Origin of the sequence: Nonomuraea sp. H19 (genome assembly GCF_052068215.1) — a bacterium.
Classification (GTDB): domain Bacteria; phylum Actinomycetota; class Actinomycetes; order Streptosporangiales; family Streptosporangiaceae; genus Nonomuraea.
Window position 1 is genome coordinate 66,300 of sequence record NZ_JBQHCV010000006.1, and the last position, 17,203, is coordinate 83,502.

Here is a 17,203-nt window from a genome sequence, read left to right on the forward strand (position 1 = left end):
GGTGGGCGGGGTGCGTCGCCAGGGTGCCCGCGGTTGGACAGGCCCTCATCCCGGGCGGTCGCTGCCACGTAGTCCTCGTACCGGTGCAGCCGCCGCCCTCCCGTCACCAGTTCCAGCCCCCTGAACAGCAGGTCGAACCCGTTGGAATAGCCCGGCCTGGCGGGGTCGGGATGGGTGTGGAACGGCCGCTTGGACATCGGATACCCGGTGACGAATAGGAACTCCGATCCGTGCTCTTGCAGCGCCCACTCCGACAGCCACCGCTCCTACGCGGGCGAAAGGTCGGGCTCCGACTCCGAGGTCACCCGCTGGGCCTCAAGGCAACGGTGCCCATGGGCGAACCTAAGTGCCGTCTCTCGCCGTGTTTCACGAGCTACCTCGGTTGGAAATACAGCAACGACAACAACGAACTTTGGAGGAGCACTTTGTCCGTCAAGAGAATTTCGCTCCGCATGGCTGCCGTACCGGCGCTCGCATTCTCGATGCTCGCTTCGTTGTCCACGGTCACAGCACCACCCGCCCAGGCCGAGCCAAACGGCTACTACCTGCAGTGCAGCATGAACGGGTGGGTCTTCAGCGTCGACGACCCGGGCGAATGTTACGACGGCGTCGTCTCGGTAAAGAGCCTTCGGGACAATTCGCTCTATTACCGGATCGACGTCTACAAAGCCCGTATGAACGTGAAACAATTCCAGACCTGGGACCAGGTCTACAAAGGCTGCACATCGCACTGGATCTGCAGCGCGATCGCGACCACGGTGCTCGCGAAGTTCCTCAAACCGCTGAAACTGTTGTGGGTCTGGCTCAAGAAACAGCCCTAGCCGGCGGACAGCTTTTCTCCACCGCTCGTTCGTCACCAGAACGGATGCCGGGGGCAAGGCCGTCGCCTGCCCCCGGCGTCGCGATCACTTGTCCTTCTTGGCCCGCTTTTCCCTGATCTTCATCGTGACCTCGATGGGCGAGCCGGCGAAGCCGAACTCCTCGCGGATGCGCCGCTCGATGAAGCGCCGGTAGGTTTCCTCCAGCCAGCCCGAGGTGAACAGCACGAACTTGGGCGGCTCCACCGACGCCTGCGTGGCGAAGAGAATCTTCGGCTGCTTGCCGCCCCGCACCGGCGGCGGCGTCTGCTGCACCAGCTCGGTCAGGAACGCGTTGAGCCGGGACGTCGGCACTCGCGTGGACCACGAGTCGAGCGCCTTCTCCAGCGCCGGCACCAGCCGGTCCATGTGACGCCCGGTCTTGGCGGAGATGTTGACGCGCAGCGCCCACGGGGTGCGGACGAGCTGCCGGTCGATCTCCTTCTCCAGGTAGTAGCGGCGATCCTCGTCGACCAGGTCCCACTTGTTGAAGGCGACCACCATGGCCCGGCCGGACTCGATGACCAGGCCGATGATGCGCAGGTCCTGCTCGGTGAGCGGCTCGCTGGCGTCGATGAGCACGATCGCCACCTCCGAGCGATCCAGCGCGGCGCGGGTGCGCATGGCGGCGTAGAAGTCGGCGCCCTGCAGCTCGCGGTCGCGCCGCCGGATGCCGGCCGTGTCGACGAAGCGCCAGGTGCGCCCGCCCAGCTCGATCAGCTCGTCGACGGGGTCGCGCGTGGTGCCCGCCATGGGGTCGACCAGCACGCGCTCCTCCCCCGCCAGCTTGTTGAGCAGCGAGGACTTGCCCACGTTGGGCTTGCCGAGCAGCGCGACCCTGGAGGGGCCACGCTGGGTCTCGAACGTCACCTGCGGCGTCTCGGGCAGCGCATCGAGCACCACGTCGAGCAGGTCGCCGCTGGAGCGCCCGTGCAGGGCGGAGACCGGATACGGCTCACCGAGGCCGAGCGACCACAGCCCGGCGGCCTCCAGCTCGAGCTGCTGGTTGTCGACCTTGTTGGCGGCCAGGACGATCGGCTTGCCGGACTGGCGCAGGATCGAGCCGACGATCTCGTCGGCGTCGGTCGCGCCCACGGTGGCGTCGACCACGAACACGATCACATCGGCCAGCTCGGCCGCGATCTGGGCCTGCTCGGCGATGCGCAGGTTCATGCCGGTGGCGTCGGGGTCCCAGCCGCCGGTGTCGACCACGGTGAAGCGGCGGCCCCGCCAGTTGGCTTCGTACGTGACACGGTCGCGGGTGACGCCCGGCACGTCCTCCACGACCGCCTCGCGGCGGCCGATGATGCGGTTGACCAGCGTGGACTTGCCGACGTTCGGCCGTCCTACGATGGCGACGACCGGCAGCGGCGTGATGTCGCCATGCTCGGTGATCTCAAGGTCGTCGAGGTCGGCCTCGACCCAGTCCCCCGGTTGCACGATATTTGTCCTTAATGTGAGTACCGCACCTGATTGTCAGGTGCGCTCCTTGACCAGCCTCAGCACCTCCGCGATGACCTCGTCGAGCGTCAGCGCGGTGGTGTCGAGCTCGACGGCGCCAGCCGCCATCGAGAGTGGGTCCGTCTTGCGTGTCGAGTCGAGAGTGTCGCGCCGGGCCATGGCCTCCTGCTGAGCCGCCACCGTGGTGCCGGCCAGCTCGGCGCTGCGCCGCAGGGCCCGGGCCTCCGCGCTGGCCGTCAGGTAGAGCTTGACGGCGGCCTCGGGGCAGACGACCGTGCCGATGTCGCGGCCTTCGACCACGATGTCGCCGGCACCGATGATCTCCCGCTGCAGCGCCACCAGGCGGGCGCGCACCTCCGGGACGGCGGCCACCGCGGAGACCGCACCGGTCACCTCGGTCTCCCTGATCGGCCCCGCCACGTCGACGCCGTCGACGTGGATGGCCGGGCCGTCGGGGTCGGTGCCGGAGACGATGCGCGGCTCGCCGCAGTGGGCCGCGATCGCGGCGGGATCGGCCAGGTCGACGCCCTGCTGGAGCATCCACCAGGTCATCGCGCGGTACATCGCGCCGGTGTCGAGGTAGCGCAGGCCCAGCGTGCGGGCCACCCCACGCGAAACGCTCGACTTACCCGACCCCGAAGGGCCGTCCATGGCGACGACCAGACCGGTCACGGTCTCTCCCTCTTCACGTCTGTTCCAACCTGAAGAGGCTACCGCCTCCAGCTCAGTCGGCGATCCAGCTTCCGTGGAAGCCGAGCGGCACCCGGGCGGGCAGGTGCACGGTGGCGACCGGTTCGCCGGTGAAGTCCTGCGCGGACAAGATCACCAGGTCGGCCGCCCCCCTGGCCGGGTTGTTGACGTAGGAGAGCACGTACCCGTCGTCCTCGGCCTCGCCGGAGGGGACGAACACCGGCTCGCCCACGTACGCGCCGCGCCCGAACTGCCGCATCTGCTGGGTGCCGCGCTCCAGGTCGTGCTTGATGAGCGTGTTGTCGAACGCCTCGTCGGGCAGGTCCTCCAGCTCGGTGCCCGCCGGGTAGACGACGTCGTAGAGGTCACGGGTGGCCGCGGTGTAGCCGTAACGGTAGGGCCGGCCGGTGCGCCTCTCGTCCATGCGCGGGAACTCCTGCGCCCGGTCGTCCAGCCGCGTCTGGCCGATCTTGCCCGCCCCGGGGTCGATCCGCCACCGGTCGAGGGTGGGCGCGCCGCCCATGTCGAGCCGCGCGTACACGAACTGCTCGGGGTAGCGGACCACGTCCACGACCACCTGGTCGCCGTCGTCGTAGGCGTTGAGCGTGTGGAACACCCAGCACGGCTCCATCTCGATCCACCGCAGGTCGCCGGTCTCGCGCGACATGAGCCCGAGCCGGGCGCCGTGGGCGTCGTTCCACGCGTACGGCAACTGGGCGCCCTTCTCGGCGCGGGCCATGCTGAACGTGACGGGCAGGTCGTAGATCACGACGTACCGCTCGGTGAGCGCGAAGTCGTGCAGCATCGGCGCGTCGGCGATCGGGATGCCCTTGACCTGCGTCACCGTGCCCTTGGCGTCGATCACGATGTGCTGGTGGTGGTCCCAGCCGAAGAAGTACGCCATGGCGTGCAGCTCGCCGGTGGCCGGGTCGGCATGGGTGTGGGCGGCGAACCCGCCGGGCAGGCCGCCGTCGAAGTCGCACGGGCCGATGGTGTCGAGCTCGTAGTCCAGCTCGTACGGCAGCGCGCCCGCCTCCATGGTCGCGAACGTGCGCCCGGCCAGCCCGATGACGTGCGTGTTGGCCGCGAAGTCCATGTCGCCGTGGACGGGTCCGGGCCTGGGCTGCTCGCCGAGGCGCTTGGAGACGTGGGCGTTGCGTACCCACCGGTTGCGGTACCACTCGGCGTGGCCGTCGCGCAGCCGCACCCCGTGCACCATGCCCTCGCCGATGAACAGGTGGCTCGCGCTCGGGTCGTCGAGGCTGAGCGGGTTGGGCCCGTTGCGCAGGTAGCGGCCGTTGAGCTCGGCCGGGATGCGACCGGTCACCTCCAGGTCGAAGGCGGTGATCTCCTCGGCTACGGGGGTGAAGGCGCCTTTGAAGGGGGTGCTCGCCATGGCTCTGTCCTCTCGTCGGGAGGGAGGTCTGGAGGCAGGAGGAAAGTCGTGAGCACCGAGGCGCAGAGCGCGCGGTAGCGCTGCGCCGCCTCGGGCGACTGGTAGAAGCCCGTGATCTCCAGGCTCACGGCGCCGTGGACGGCCATCCACAGCAGGTCGGCGATCTCCTCGGCGGTGCCCCCGCGCAGCAGCCCCAGCTCCAGGCAGGCCCGCACCCCGCGGACGAGCAGGTCGAACGTCCGCTTGGCCGCCGTCACGGCCTCGCGCCCCGGGCTGAACCCCGGCACGGCGCTCTGGAACATGACCCGGTAGTAGTCGGGCTCGGCCAGCGCGTAGTCGCGGTAGGCCGCCAGGCCCGCGCGCAGCTTGGCCAGCGGATCGGACTGGGCGGGCACAGCGCGCAACCGCCGCTCGAACCGGGCGAACCCCTCCAGCCACAACGCCTCGGTGAGCCCGTCCTTGCCGCCGAAGAGCGTGTAGATCACTTTCGTGGAACAGCCGACCTGGCCGGAGATGCGCCGCACGGTCAACGCCGCCGGGCCCTCGGTGACGAGCAGGTGCACGGCGGCGTCGAGGATGGCCGCCCGGACGACCTCCTGCCCTTCCCGCTGTGCTTGCCGGTACGCGGTAACCGCCATGCTCGGTAACACCGTTTCTTCTCAGTAACACTGTTCCCGCTCTTTCTACGCGTCCTGCGCCCGCCCGTCAATGGCGTCATCGGAGGACTAAGGGCGTCGTGCGCGGTAAGTGACCTCATGTGACGGGGACGGAGGGAGCGCGGGTCACGGTCGTGGTGGCCAGCAGGGACCGGCTGCGGGCGCTGGCCCGCTCGCTCCCCCTGCATCCACGCCCGGTGATCCTGGTCGACAACGGCTCGACCGACGGGACGCCGGGGTTCGTCCGGCGCCACTTCCCCGACATCGAGGTCGTCGAGGCGGGCGCGAACCTGGGGGCGCCCGCGCGCAACATCGGCGTCCGGCTGGCCGAGACGCCGTACGTGGCCTTCGCCGACGACGACTCCTGGTGGGCGCCGGGCGCGCTGGAGCGGGCCGCCGACGTGCTCGACGCCCACCCGAGGCTGGCCGTGCTGGGCGCGCGCGTGCTGGTGGGGCCGGAGGAGCGGCTGGACGGGGTCTCGGAGCAGATGCGCCATTCGCCGCTCGGCGTGGAGCCCGACCTGCCGGGGCCGAGCGTGCTGGGGTTCCTGGCGTGCGGGGCGGTGGTGCGCAGGGAGGCGTTCCTGGAGGCGGGCGGGTTCGACGACGTCATCTTCTTCTTCGGCGAGGAAGAGCGCCTGGCCGTGGACCTGGCCGCGAAAGGGTGGGGGCTGGCGTACGTGGACGACGTCGTGGCGCACCACCACCCGTCGCCGCCCAGGGACCCGCGCGGCCGGCAGGCTCTGGCCGCGCGCAACGCGGTGCTCACCGCCGTGCTGCGGCGGCCGTGGCGGGTGGTGGCGCGCCGCTCGTTCGACGCCCTGCGCGGTGGCCCGGCCGGCTGGAAAGGGCTGCGTACGGCCGTACGGCGGCTGCCACGGGCACTGGCCGAACGGCGGGAGCTGCCGCCCCCGGTGGAGCGGGCCAGGCGAAGGCTGGAGCGGGCCGATGGCTAGCCGGTCCTGTACGACTTGCGAGCACGCCGTTACATTTCGTGAACAATGGGCAACAGAGGGTTATGAGTACTGCACCGAACCCGATCGACCTGCAAAAGCACCTGAGCGGCGTCGACTACCCCGCCAGGAAGAACGATCTGATCAAGGCCGCGCGCGAACACGGCGCGAGCGAGGACATAGTCAAGGCCCTGGAGACCATGCCGGACCGCGAGTACGACGGCCCCAACGCCGTCAGCCAGGCGGTCACCAGACGTTGACGTGGGGGCGCGGCGGGCGAGATCACCGGCTCGTCCGCCGCGCTTTTCTCATTCCGGGCCGTATCGAGGAGGCTCGGACGCTACCTCGGCCAATCGGCGGCGGTCACCGCGGGCTTGTCGTCGGTCCAGCCGACCTTGTACGTCTCGGCCCCGGTCTTGCCGGCCGGGATGTGCTCGCACGCCGCCGCGATGGCGGTGGCCACTAGGGGACCTGCCAGCCGCGTTCGCGCAGGGCGTCGATGAGTGAGGCGGCGGCGTCGGGCTGCACCGACAGCTCGGCGATGCCCAGAGGCAGCCCGGGGGCGTGTTCCAGGCGCACGTCCTCGACGTTGACGCCGACCTCGTCGCACACCTGGAACAGCCGGGCGAGCTGGCCGGGGCGGTCGCCGATGACGACCTGGACGACGGCGTAGGCCGAGGCGGGGCCGCCGTGCTTGCCCGGGATGCGGTCGTGGCCCACGACGCCGCGCTTGAGCAGTTGGGTGAGCTCGCCGGTGGCGGTGCCGTCGCCTTCGGCCAGGGCGCGCAGCGCGCTCGCGGCGTCGGCCAGGTCGTGCGCGACGGCCTCCAGCACCTCGGCGACGGGGGCGGCGTTGCCGGACAGGATGCCGAGCCACAGGCTCGGGTCGCTGCCGGCGATCCGCGTGACGTCGCGTACGCCCTGACCGGCCAGGCCGAGCGCGACGTCGGTGGCGTCGGCCAGGCGCGCGGCCACCGCGGAGGCGGCGACATGGGGCGCGTGGGAGACGACGGCGACGGCGCGGTCGTGGTCGTCGGCGCTCACCTCGATCGGGTTGGCCCCGCACAGCTCGATCAGCCGCAGCACGGCCGCCTTCGCCTCGGGATCGGCCTCACGCGTGGGGCACAGCGCCCACGGGCGGCCCAGGAACAGATCGGCCTGCGCGGCGCCGGGACCGGACTTCTCGCGCCCCGCGAGCGGATGGGAGGCGACGTAGGTCGCCAGATCGCAGCCGAGCTGCGTGGCGCGGTTGATGGGTTCGGCCTTCACGCTGGCGACGTCGGTGTAGAACCTGGCCGCGCCGTGCCGCTGCAGATGCAGCAGCTCGCTCGCCACGTGGGCCGGGGGCACCGCGATGACCGCCAGGTCCACGTCCTCGGGGAGCGGACTGTCGGGCGCCCACTCCTCGCCCGCACCGAGCTCCCGTGCCAGCCGTACGGCACCCTGGTCGCGGTCGGCGAGCAGGACGCGTACGCCGTGCTTGCGCAGTGCCAGCGCCGCGGAGGTGCCGATCAGACCGGTGCCGACGACGAGCACGGTGCGTAGTTCCATCTCGATGTCCTGATTTATCGGGCCATTGGGGGCTGCAAGTGTCTCTGGTCGCGCTTGCCAGGCGCTTACTGGGCGATGTCCTGACGCAACGCCACCGCGCCGCGCAGGTAAACATGCTGGATCTCGGAGCGGGGGCGGTCGGTCTCCACGTGGGCCATGAGACGGACGACGCGCGGCAGCGCACCCGGCACGCCGATCTCGGAGCAGCAGATCAGCGGCACCTCGTGGAAACCCAGCTTCCGCGCCGCCAGGGCGGGGAATTCGGCCGTCAGGTCAGGTGTGGCCGTGAACAGCACGCTGATCACGTCATCCGTGGTCAGCTCGTTGCGTTCCATGATCGCGCTGACCAGCTCGGTAGTGCCCTCGATGATCGAGTCACGGTCGTTGGCGTCCACCTGGATCGCCCCGCGGATCGCCCGCACCATGTGCTTCGTCCCCTTCGAATAAGCGGGAGAGCCCGTGCGGAGATTCGCACGGGCTCCTGCGTACCGGCCAGATTACAGCTTTACGGCCGCGTACAACTCGCCGACCTCTTTCAAGCTCAGCGCGCGGACGGTGCCGGGCTTGGTGCGGCCCAGCTTCACCGGGCCGAACTCGATCCTGGCCAGGTCGATCACGCGGTGACCGGCCTCTTCCAGCATGCGCCGGACGATGTGCTTGCGGCCCTCGTGCAGCACGATCTCCACCAGCGCCTGCTGGCCGTGCTCCTGCACGATGCTGAAGCCGTCGGCCCTGGCGAGGCCGTCCTCCAGCTCGATGCCCTGCTTGAGCCTGCGCCCGAGGTCCCTCGGGATCGGCCCGGGCACCTTGGCCCAGTATTTCTTCTGCACGCCGTAGCTGGGGTGCGTCAGCCGGTTGGCCAGCTCGCCGTCGTTGGTGAGCAGCAGCAGGCCCTCGGTCTCGGTGTCGAGCCGGCCCACGTGGAACAGCCTCGGGGCCAATTCCTGTACGAAGTCGGCCAGGCACGGGCGGCCCTGCGGGTCGTCCATGGTGGACACGACGCCGATGGGCTTGTTGAGGGCGTAGTAGACCAGGTCAGGTGCGGTGGGGATGCGCTTGCCGTCCACGTGGATCACCTGGGTCGCGGGGTCGACCTTGGCGCCGAACCTCCGTACGACCTGCCCGTTCACGGTGACCCGGCCGTCACCGATCATCTCCTCGCACGCCCTGCGGCTGGCCACGCCCGCCTGCGCGAGCACCTTCTGCAGCCGCACGCCGTCCGGCACCTCGGTGGTGTCGCGCTCGTCGGTGTAGCCCTCGGGGTAGAAGTTACGGTCGCGGAGGGGCTGGCGGGCCGCCTTGACACGGTCGTGCTGCGGGCTGCCGTAGCTCCTGCCGACCGTCTGCACGTCGTCCCGCCGAGGGGCCTGCCGGGGAGCACGGTCGGTACGGGCGTCGCCGTCGCGCCTGCCGAACCGGGAGCGGGTCGCGGACGCGGGCCTGGGAGCGGATTCGTCCCGGCCGCGTCCGGCGCGGTCGGTGTCCCTGCGCCCCGTGCGGTCGGCCCGGAATCCGCCGCGGTCCTCGCCCCGGTCGGAACGGTAGCCGCCACGGTCCTCACGCCGGTCGCCGGCGTAGCCACTGCCACGGTCCTCACGCCGGTCGGCACTGTAGCCGCCGCCGCGGTTGTCACGCCGCTCGCCACCGTAGCCACCGCCACGGTTATCGCGGCGCTCGCCACCTTGGGCACCACGGTCATCGCGCCGCTCGGCACGGTAGCCACCGCGGTCATCCCGCCGGTCGGCACTGTAGCCGCCGCCGCGGTTGTCACGCCGCTCGCCACCGTAGCCACCGCCACGGTTATCGCGGCGCTCGCCACCTTGGGCACCACGGTCATCGCGCCGCTCGGCACGGTAGCCACCGCGGTCATCCCGCCGGTCGGCACTGTAGCCGCCGCCGCGGTTGTCACGCCGCTCGCCACCGTAGCCACCGCCACGGTTATCGCGGCGCTCGCCACCTTGGGCACCACGGTCATCGCGCCGCTCGGCACGGTAGCCACCGCGGTCATCCCGCCGGTCGGCGCTGTAGCCGCCGCCGCGGTTGTCACGCCGCTCGCCACCATAGCCGCTGCCGCGGTCGTCGCGGCGGTCGGCACGGTAGCCGTCCTGGTCTCCGCGGGGACGCTCGGAGCGCTCCTGGCGCTCGCCGCCCGCGTACCGGTCCTGGCGGTCCTGTCGATCTTGGCTGGGGAAACGGCTCTCGCCCTCGCCGTCGCGCCTGCCGTACCGGGCGCGAGATCCGCCCCGGTCGGCGCGAAGGGCGTCGCGGGAGGAACGCGTCCCACTGTCGTCGGAGCGGAAGGCGGGACGTCCACCGCGGTCGGCACTACGGCCGGAGCCGCCGGTACGTCCACGACCGCGTCCATCACCGGACGGGGTGCTTCGCCTGTTGATCACTTTGTTGTCTCCTCGAGATTTTCCACGTCGTCGGGGAGGAAGGGAGCGAGCTCAGGAAGCTCGCTGAGATCCCGCAGTCCCAGACGTTCAAGGAAGTATGAGCTTGTCCGGTAGAGCACTGCCTGGCTCTCCGGGTCGGTTCCGGCCTCTTCGACCAGTCCCCTGGCGACGAGCGTCCTCATGACGCCGTCACTGTTGACGCCGCGCACCGCGGCGACGCGAGCACGACTCACCGGTTGCCGATAAGCCACGACCGCCAGTGTTTCGAGCGCGGCCTGGGTCAGCCGCGTCTGCTGGCCGTCGCGGACGAACCGCTCGACCAGCGGCGCGCAGTCGGCACGGGTATAAAACCGCCAGCCGCCTGCTACTTCCCGCAGATCAAAACCCCGCCCGGCGGCGGTATATTCCGCCGCAAGCCCCCGCAGGGCTGCGGCCACCTCGTGGGTCGGCCGCTCCAGCACCTGCGCCAGAGTCACCTCGGCGACAGGTTCGTCAACAACAAGCAGGATAGCCTCCAACGCCGCCCCCAGCGTCGGCCCCCCACCGTTCCCCGCCGCATCGGAGGCGCCGACCGCACCGGCTTCCGCCTCATCGGACGCACCGAGCACACTGGTCCCCGCCGCAGCAGAAGCGCCGACCATACCGGCCACGACACCGCCGGCGGCGCCCGGCTGCTCGGACGCGCGCGTTGCGCCGAAGTCCGCCGCACCACGCCCCGCCGACGCGGCGCCCGGAGAGCCGGCCGTCGGTCCGCCGCCCAACGGGCTCACCGCCGGCCTGCCCCCCGCCGAGCTCACCGCCGAACCGTCCCCCGCCGAACCGTCTGCCGCCGAGCTCGCCGCCGAACCGTCCCGCGCCGAGGTCGCCACCGACCATGCCGCCGGCGAGTTCGCCGCAGAACCGTGGGTCGAAGATCCCGCAGCGGACCCTACGGCAGCACGATCCGGTTCGTGGTCGCCGTCCGAGGGTCCTGCCACCTCATCGCCGCCGGAAACTTTGGACTCCGCTTCGGCGCTCGGACCGCTCGCAGAAGGCGGCTCGCCGGGCGCGACCGGCGCATCCGCGGCAGCCCTATCCGTGGACAGCGCATCCTCGGCCACCCCATCAGCACGCGGCTCATCCCCGGCCGCCGCACCCGCAGGCGGCTCATCGCCACCCGCCCCATCCGCAGACGGCACATCCCCACCCGCCCCATCCGCGACCGGCTGGTCTGCGGCCGCACCGGACGCCTCCGCGAGAGGCTCGTCCTCCAGCCCTTGTTGGACCAGGGAGCCTGGGAGGGTCATCCAGGCGGGGAGTGGCGGCCCGGAGTCGGAAGACGGGCGGGGGGCGGGCAGGGGATTGGGGTTGTCAGTCATTGCTCTGGTTTCTCCGCGGATTCCTCGTAGTCGTCCCCCACCGCGACGTCCCCGTCGTCGGAGCCCGTCCACGTCACATGCAGATCACCCAGCGGCTCGACCTGCTCGAACGCGACCGCCGACTCCCTGAACAGCTCCAGCACCGCCAGGAACCGCGCGATGACCTCGAAAGTCCCCTCGCAGTCGGCGACGAGCGCGCGGAAGGTGGCCCGCCGCAGCCGGCGCAGGTGCATGACCAGGAGCGCCGCCTGCTCCTTGACACTGGCCAGCGGCTGGTAGATGTGCCCCACGTTGACGGTGGGCGGCAGTTTGGGGGTGAAGGCCTTGGCGGCGATCTTGGCGAGCTGCTCGGGCCCGATGCCCAGGATGAGCTCGGGCAGCAGGTTGGCGAACTGCTCCTCCATCGGCACGGTGCGCGGGAAGCGCAGCGCCTCCTCCGCCATCCGCCCGGCGAAGATCTTCGCCACCTCTTTGTACGCTTTGTACTGCAGCAGCCGGGCGAAGAGCAGGTCTCTGGCCTCCAGGAGCGCCAGGTCCTCCTCGTCCTCCACCTCGCCGGAGGGCAGCAGCCGCGCCGCCTTCAGATCCAGCAGGGTCGCCGCCACCAGCAGGAAGTGGCTGGTCTGGTCGAGGTCCCACTCGGGCCCCCGCGAGCGGATGTAGGCGATGAACTCGTCGGTGACCTGGGAGAGCGAGACCTCGGTGATGTCCAGCTTGTGCTTGGCGATGAGGCCGAGCAGCAGATCGAAGGGACCCTCGAAGACGTCCAGGTGAACCTGGAACCCTTGGGGTTCGGTCTGCTCTGCGGTCACCTGGCCATTGTGGCAGGAGCCGGCCAGCGCGAAAGCACCTCGCGGGCCAGCTCACGGTAGGCGTTGGCGCCGAGGGACGACGGGTCGAACGTGGTGATCGGCTCGCCCGCGACGGTGGCGTCGGGGAAGCGGACCGTACGGTTGATCACCGTGTGGAACACCTTGTCGCCGAACGCCTCCACCACGCGGGCCAGCACCTCGCGCCCGTGCAGGGTGCGGGCGTCGTACATGGTGGCGAGCAGCCCCTCGATCTCGAGATCCTCGTTGAGCCGCTCCTGGACCTTGGAGATGGTGTCCATGAGCAGTGCCACGCCGCGCAGCGCGAAGAACTCGCACTCCAGCGGCACCATGACACCATGCGCGCAGGTCAGCGCGTTGATCGTGAGCAGGCCGAGTGACGGCTGGCAGTCGATGAGGCACACGTCGTAGTGCGGCAGCAGCGGCTTGATCACGCGGCCGAGCACCTGCTCGCGGGCGACCTCGGTGACGAGCTGGACTTCGGCGGCCGACAGGTCGATGTTGCTCGGCAGCAGGTCGAGGCCCTCGACGCCGGTTTCGAGCAGCACGTCCTCGGCGGTGACGCCGCGCTCCATGAGCAGGTTGTAGACGGTCAGGTCGAGCTGGAGCGGGTTGATGCCCAGGCCGACGGAGAGCGCGCCCTGCGGGTCGAAGTCGACCAGCAGCACCTTGAGGCCGTATTCGACGAGCGCGGCGCCCAGGTTGATGGTGGTCGTGGTCTTCCCGACGCCGCCCTTCTGGTTGACCATCGCGACCACGCGCGCGGGGCCGTGCACAGCGGGCGGGACCGGTTCAGGGAACACCGGTCGGGGGCGCTGCGTGGGCCCCAGGTTGACGCCGTTGGAAGGCGCGTTGCTCTTCGTGCCGCCCCAGGGGTTGTCGGGGGTCCCCGGGGTCGAACCCTTGGTCGTCACAGTCACCAGCTCGAACCTCCCTGACGATCCCGAACCGGACCGTCCGGACGGACACTATGGCGTCACCACTTAACGCGGCAAGGCGGCACGCCGTGGGCGCCGCACACCGCAAAAGACTATAGATCACTGCCGGGCACGTGGATGCGCCGCGGCATAGACCTCGCGGAGCTTGTCGACCGTGACCAGGGTGTAGACCTGCGTGGTCGTCACCGAGGCGTGACCGAGCAGCTCCTGGACCACCCTAACGTCAGCGCCGCCGTCCAAGAGATGAGTTGCGAAGGAATGCCGGAGAACGTGCGGACTTATCCCGGCGAGCCCGGCGCGTTCGGCGGCAGCCTGGAGCACTTCCCACGCTCCCTGCCTGGTCAGCCGCCCGCCCCGGGCGTTCAGGAAGACGGCGGGGGTGCCGCGGCCGTGGGCGAGCAGGCCCGGACGGGCGCGGACGAGGTAGGCGTCCAACGCGGAGCGGGCATAGCGCCCCAACGGCACGACGCGCGTGCTGCCGCCCTTGCCGTGCAGGCGTACCTGGTCGTCTTCGAAGTCGTCCACGGCCAGGCCGACGGCTTCGGAGATGCGGGCGCCGGTGCCGTACAGGACCTCGAGCAGAGCGCGGTTGCGCAGCGTGAGGGGTGCGCCGTCGGGGCCGGAGGCGGCGATGAGCCGCTCCACCTCGTCCACGGCGATCGCCTTGGGGAGCCTGCGGAGCTGGCGCGGCGGGCGTATCTGGTGGGCGGGGTCGTGGGCGGTGACGCCTTCGCGCAGCGCGAACCGGTGCAGCCCGCGCACGGCGGAGACGGCGCGCGCGGCCGAGCTGGCGACGAGCGCGGGGTGCTCGCCGTCGCCCTCGCGCAACGCGGCGAGGAAGGCCTGTACGTCGGCCTCCCCCACCTCGTCGAGCCGCGCGCGGCCGCGCGCCTGCAGGTGCTCGAAGTAGCGGCGCAGGTCACGACGGTAGGACGCGAGCGTGTTGGCAGCCAGACCCCGCTCCACCGCCAGATGGGCGAGGTAGCTGGAGAGCACCGCCTCCACGAAAGGTCCTTCCGTCACTCCTCAGGGGCGTCGGCGGGGCGCAACAGGGCGAAACCCTCAACCGAAGCCGCGTATGCGGCGAGGATACCGGCCACGGCCGGGGAATTGTGGATCATTCCCATGAGCGCCTTCTCGACCGCATCGGCGAGCGGGACCCACTCGACCGGCATGTCGATCTCCTCGTGCCGGTGAACGAAACCGTTCTCCTCGTCCGGGATCTTGCTCAGCTCGCGGGCGAGGAAGACCCGGATGCGCTCGTCCGACATGCCGGGCGAGCTGTGCAGGTCGACCAGCGTGTGCCAGGTCGCGGCCCGGTATCCGGCCTCCTCGGCCAGCTCCCGCGCGGCCCCGCTGACCAGCGATTCGCCTTCCACGTCACGGATTCCGGCGGGCAGTTCCCACATCAGCCGGCGCGTGGGATGGCGGTATTGCCTGATCATCAGGACCCGGTCCTGCTCGTCGAGCGCGAGGACGGCGACGGATCCCGGATGCACCACGTAGTCGCGGTCGGCGACCTCCTCGCGGGGCATCTTCACGGTGTCGGTGACCACACGGATGATGTGGCCCCGGAACCGTTCCTTGGACTCGACGACGTCCCACGCCTCGGGCGTGTCTGTGATCATGGTCGCACTCGCTCCCGGTCCTCGTTGTCACGCGAGTCACCGCCGCTCGGGGTGATCTTCACTGGCCGACCTTAGCCCCGACCCGGCTGTCGGCGTAGGCCAGGGCGGCGCCGATGAGGCCCTTGAACATCGGGTTGGCCCGCGTGGGGCGGGAGCGGAACTCGGGGTGCGCCTGGGTGCCGATGAAGAACGGGTGCACGTCGGCGGGCAGCTCGGTGTATTCGACCAGGCGGCCGTCGGGCGACAGCCCGGAGAAGACCAGACCCACCTTCTCCAGCCGCTCGCGGTAGGCGTTGTTGACCTCGTAGCGGTGGCGGTGGCGCTCGTCGACCTTGGCCTTGCCACCGTAGAGCTGCCTGGCCAGCGTGCCCTCGCTGAGCTTGGCGGTGTAGCTGCCCAGCCGCATGGTGCCGCCCATGTCGCGCTCGCCGGCGACGACGTCCTCCTGGTCGGCCATGGTGGAGATGACCGCGTGCTTGGCCTCGGGGGCGAACTCGGTCGAATTGGCGTCCTCGATCCCGGCCATGTTGCGGGCGGCCTCGATGACCATGCCCTGCATGCCGAGGCAGATGCCGAGCAGCGGGACCTTGTTCTCGCGGGCGTGGCGGATCGCGCCGATCTTGCCCTCGATGCCGCGCACCCCGAACCCGCCGGGGATCAGCACGCCGTCCACGCCGTCGAGCTCGCGCTCGGCGCCGTCGGGGGTCTCGCAGTCGTCGCTCTTGACCCACCGGATGTTGACCCGGGCGTCGTTGGCGAACCCGCCGGCGCGCAGGGCCTCGGTGACCGACAGGTACGCGTCCGGCAGGTCGATGTATTTGCCGACCAGCGCGATGGTGACCTCCTTGGCCGGCCGGTGCACCCGGCGCAGGAGCTGCTCCCACTCCTTCCAGTCGACGTCGCGGAAGGGCAGGCCGAGCCGGCGCACGACGTACGCGTCGAGGCCTTCGGAGTGGAGCACCTTCGGGATGTCGTAGATGGAGACGGCGTCCACGGCGGAGACGACGGCGTCCTCGTCCACGTCACACATCAGGCTGATCTTGCGCTTGATCGCCGTCTGCACGGGCCGGTCGGAGCGCAGCACGATCGCGTCCGGCTGGATGCCGATGCTGCGCAGCGCCGCCACGCTGTGCTGCGTCGGCTTGGTCTTGAGCTCGCCGGACGGGCCGATGTACGGCAGCAGCGACACGTGCAGGAAGAACACGTTGTCGCGCCCGACCTCGTGCCTGATCTGCCGCACGGCCTCCAGGAACGGCAGCGACTCGATGTCGCCGACCGTGCCGCCGACCTCGGTGATGACCACGTCCACCTCAGGACCGGCCATGCCCCTGATCCGGTCCTTGATCTCGTTGGTGATGTGCGGGATGACCTGGACGGTGTCGCCCAGGTATTCGCCGCGTCGCTCCTTGGCGATGACGTTGGAGTAGATCTGCCCGGTGGTCACGTTGGCCGAGCCGTGCAGGTCGGTGTCGAGGAATCGCTCGTAGTGGCCGACGTCGAGGTCGGTTTCGGCGCCGTCGTCGGTGACGAACACCTCGCCGTGCTGGAACGGGTTCATCGTCCCGGGGTCGACGTTGAGGTAGGGGTCGAGTTTCTGCATGGTGACCCGTAGACCGCGCGCCTTGAGGAGGCGGCCGAGGCTGGATGCCGTGAGCCCCTTGCCGAGACTGGAGGCGACACCGCCGGTGACGAACAGATGCTTGGTTTGCGATGCGCTGCGCAAAGGGGCTCCCGTGGCTCGAGGTGTGGTGCAAGTGTCCACGGGCTCTCAGGATATCAAACAACGCCCCTCACATGCCCGAACAGCACGGACCTAGCGGTAACTTTGGCATTTATGTCACTCGTACGGCGGGCTGTGGGCACGCTGATTCACCGTACCTACACAGCGATCCGGCACGCCGGCGCGATCTCTCCGGCCTCGCCCGCCGGGTATCGATTCCGCCGGTTGGGCGCCGGGGTCAGCATCGCGTTCCCCCCGGGCGCCATCTTCGGCGAGCAGTGGATCGAGATCGGCGACCACACGTTGATCGGGGAGCGCGTGTCGCTCTCGTGCGGCATGATGCCCGGCGTGGACCTCGGCCCCGGCTCGATCCTGCGCATCGGGCGCGGCTGCTCGATCGGCCGGGGCTCGCACATCGTGGCCCACCAGTCGATCGACATCGGCGACGACGTCTTCACCGGCCCGTACGTCTACATCACCGACCAGAACCACGTCTACGACGACCCGGACATCCCGATCGGCCGGCAGTGGCCGCGCAACAGCCCGGTCTCGATCGGCTCGGGCTCATGGTTGGGGACGGGGGCGATCATCCTGCCGGGCACCACGCTGGGCCGCCAGTGCGTGGTCGCGGGGGGCGCGGTGGTGCGGGGCGAGTTCCCCGACTACAGCGTGGTCGCCGGGGTCCCGGCCAGGCGGGTACGGGGCTACACGCCCGAGTTAGGCTGGCACGGGCCCGGCGCCGTGGTCGCCTCGTGAGCTTCCGTCCAGG

At 70.3% G+C, this 17,203-nt stretch carries 18 protein-coding genes and 1 pseudogene; 4 read left to right on the forward strand and 15 right to left on the reverse strand.

All coding sequences use genetic code 11. From position 1 onward, the window contains the following. Positions 1-74 precede the first annotated feature (74 nt). Positions 75-257: pseudogene (locus ACTMTI_RS14435) on the reverse strand (amino acid--tRNA ligase-related protein); the annotation flags it as partial. A 195-nt stretch (positions 258-452) separates the two neighbouring features. Here ACTMTI_RS14435 and ACTMTI_RS14440 point away from each other — a divergent pair. Continuing rightward, positions 453-821 (forward strand): hypothetical protein, encoded by a 369-nt coding sequence (locus ACTMTI_RS14440; protein ID WP_441120806.1) that lies wholly within the window; start codon positions 453-455, stop codon positions 819-821. Between the two features lie 84 nt (positions 822-905). On the opposite strand, the gene der is transcribed toward ACTMTI_RS14440, so the two are convergent. From der to ACTMTI_RS14460, 4 genes are read right to left on the reverse strand one after another with little or no spacing between them, the layout of a single operon-like run. Next, positions 906-2,297 carry a ribosome biogenesis GTPase Der gene (gene der, locus ACTMTI_RS14445; RefSeq protein ID WP_441120807.1) on the reverse strand — a complete coding sequence of 464 codons (1,392 nt, stop codon included), beginning with the start codon at positions 2,295-2,297 and terminating at the stop codon, positions 906-908. A gap of 36 nt (positions 2,298-2,333) precedes the next feature. Then, a complete protein-coding gene (cmk, locus tag ACTMTI_RS14450) occupies positions 2,334-2,990 on the reverse strand; it encodes a (d)CMP kinase (protein ID WP_441120808.1) in 657 nt (218 codons plus the stop codon). Positions 2,991-3,042: 52 nt separating this feature from the next. Further along, positions 3,043-4,404, reverse strand: a complete 1,362-nt coding sequence (locus ACTMTI_RS14455; RefSeq protein WP_441120809.1) for a carotenoid oxygenase family protein — start codon at positions 4,402-4,404, stop codon at positions 3,043-3,045. After that, positions 4,365-5,042 (reverse strand): TetR/AcrR family transcriptional regulator, encoded by a 678-nt coding sequence (locus ACTMTI_RS14460; RefSeq protein WP_441120810.1) that lies wholly within the window; start codon positions 5,040-5,042, stop codon positions 4,365-4,367. The genes ACTMTI_RS14455 and ACTMTI_RS14460 overlap by 40 nt, the downstream gene beginning before the upstream one ends. Positions 5,043-5,161: 119 nt before the next feature. Here ACTMTI_RS14460 and ACTMTI_RS14465 point away from each other — a divergent pair, with 119 nt between their 5' ends. Both ACTMTI_RS14465 and ACTMTI_RS14470 read left to right on the forward strand, forming a co-directional pair. Then, the gene (locus ACTMTI_RS14465) at positions 5,162-6,016 is read left to right on the forward strand and encodes a glycosyltransferase family 2 protein (protein ID WP_441120811.1); all 855 of its coding nucleotides are present in this window, start codon (positions 5,162-5,164) and stop codon (positions 6,014-6,016) included. A gap of 62 nt (positions 6,017-6,078) precedes the next feature. Next, on the forward strand, positions 6,079-6,273 hold the full coding sequence (locus tag ACTMTI_RS14470; RefSeq protein ID WP_441120812.1) for a DUF2795 domain-containing protein: 195 nt from the start codon (positions 6,079-6,081) through the stop codon (positions 6,271-6,273). 80 nt (positions 6,274-6,353) lie between these two features. Here ACTMTI_RS14470 and ACTMTI_RS14475 read toward each other — a convergent pair whose 3' ends face one another. The 10 genes from ACTMTI_RS14475 to ACTMTI_RS14520 all read right to left on the reverse strand — a co-directional run bounded on the left by ACTMTI_RS14475 (position 6,354) and on the right by ACTMTI_RS14520 (position 16,437). Continuing rightward, positions 6,354-6,476: a hypothetical protein gene (locus ACTMTI_RS14475; protein ID WP_441120813.1), complete on the reverse strand. Its 123-nt coding sequence runs from the start codon at positions 6,474-6,476 to the stop codon at positions 6,354-6,356. Continuing rightward, positions 6,476-7,564: a prephenate dehydrogenase gene (locus ACTMTI_RS14480; protein WP_441120814.1), complete on the reverse strand. Its 1,089-nt coding sequence runs from the start codon at positions 7,562-7,564 to the stop codon at positions 6,476-6,478. Before ACTMTI_RS14480 ends, ACTMTI_RS14475 begins: the two co-directional genes overlap by 1 nt. A 65-nt stretch (positions 7,565-7,629) precedes the next feature. After that, the gene (gene aroH / locus ACTMTI_RS14485; RefSeq protein WP_441120815.1) at positions 7,630-7,989 is read right to left on the reverse strand and encodes a chorismate mutase; all 360 of its coding nucleotides are present in this window, start codon (positions 7,987-7,989) and stop codon (positions 7,630-7,632) included. Positions 7,990-8,061: 72 nt separating this feature from the next. Then, the gene (locus tag ACTMTI_RS14490; RefSeq protein ID WP_441120816.1) at positions 8,062-9,960 is read right to left on the reverse strand and encodes a pseudouridine synthase; all 1,899 of its coding nucleotides are present in this window, start codon (positions 9,958-9,960) and stop codon (positions 8,062-8,064) included. After that, positions 9,957-10,601: an SMC-Scp complex subunit ScpB gene (gene scpB / locus ACTMTI_RS14495; RefSeq protein WP_441121196.1), complete on the reverse strand. Its 645-nt coding sequence runs from the start codon at positions 10,599-10,601 to the stop codon at positions 9,957-9,959. The genes ACTMTI_RS14490 and scpB overlap by 4 nt, the downstream gene beginning before the upstream one ends. Before the next feature lie 713 nt (positions 10,602-11,314). Further along, positions 11,315-12,130: a segregation and condensation protein A gene (locus ACTMTI_RS14500; RefSeq protein WP_441120817.1), complete on the reverse strand. Its 816-nt coding sequence runs from the start codon at positions 12,128-12,130 to the stop codon at positions 11,315-11,317. Further along, positions 12,127-13,062 carry a ParA family protein gene (locus ACTMTI_RS14505; RefSeq protein WP_441121197.1) on the reverse strand — a complete coding sequence of 312 codons (936 nt, stop codon included), beginning with the start codon at positions 13,060-13,062 and terminating at the stop codon, positions 12,127-12,129. Before ACTMTI_RS14505 ends, ACTMTI_RS14500 begins: the two co-directional genes overlap by 4 nt. A gap of 123 nt (positions 13,063-13,185) precedes the next feature. Next, positions 13,186-14,091: a site-specific tyrosine recombinase XerD gene (locus ACTMTI_RS14510; protein WP_441120818.1), complete on the reverse strand. Its 906-nt coding sequence runs from the start codon at positions 14,089-14,091 to the stop codon at positions 13,186-13,188. A gap of 14 nt (positions 14,092-14,105) precedes the next feature. Beyond that, positions 14,106-14,714 (reverse strand): NUDIX domain-containing protein, encoded by a 609-nt coding sequence (locus tag ACTMTI_RS14515; RefSeq protein WP_441120819.1) that lies wholly within the window; start codon positions 14,712-14,714, stop codon positions 14,106-14,108. A gap of 58 nt (positions 14,715-14,772) precedes the next feature. Next, a complete protein-coding gene (locus ACTMTI_RS14520) occupies positions 14,773-16,437 on the reverse strand; it encodes a CTP synthase (RefSeq protein WP_441120820.1) in 1,665 nt (554 codons plus the stop codon). Positions 16,438-16,548: 111 nt separating this feature from the next. On the opposite strand from ACTMTI_RS14520, the gene ACTMTI_RS14525 reads away from it, so the two are divergent. Next, complete coding sequence (locus ACTMTI_RS14525) at positions 16,549-17,190, forward strand: acyltransferase (protein WP_441120821.1); 642 nt, start codon at positions 16,549-16,551, stop codon at positions 17,188-17,190. Positions 17,191-17,203 lie beyond the last annotated feature (13 nt).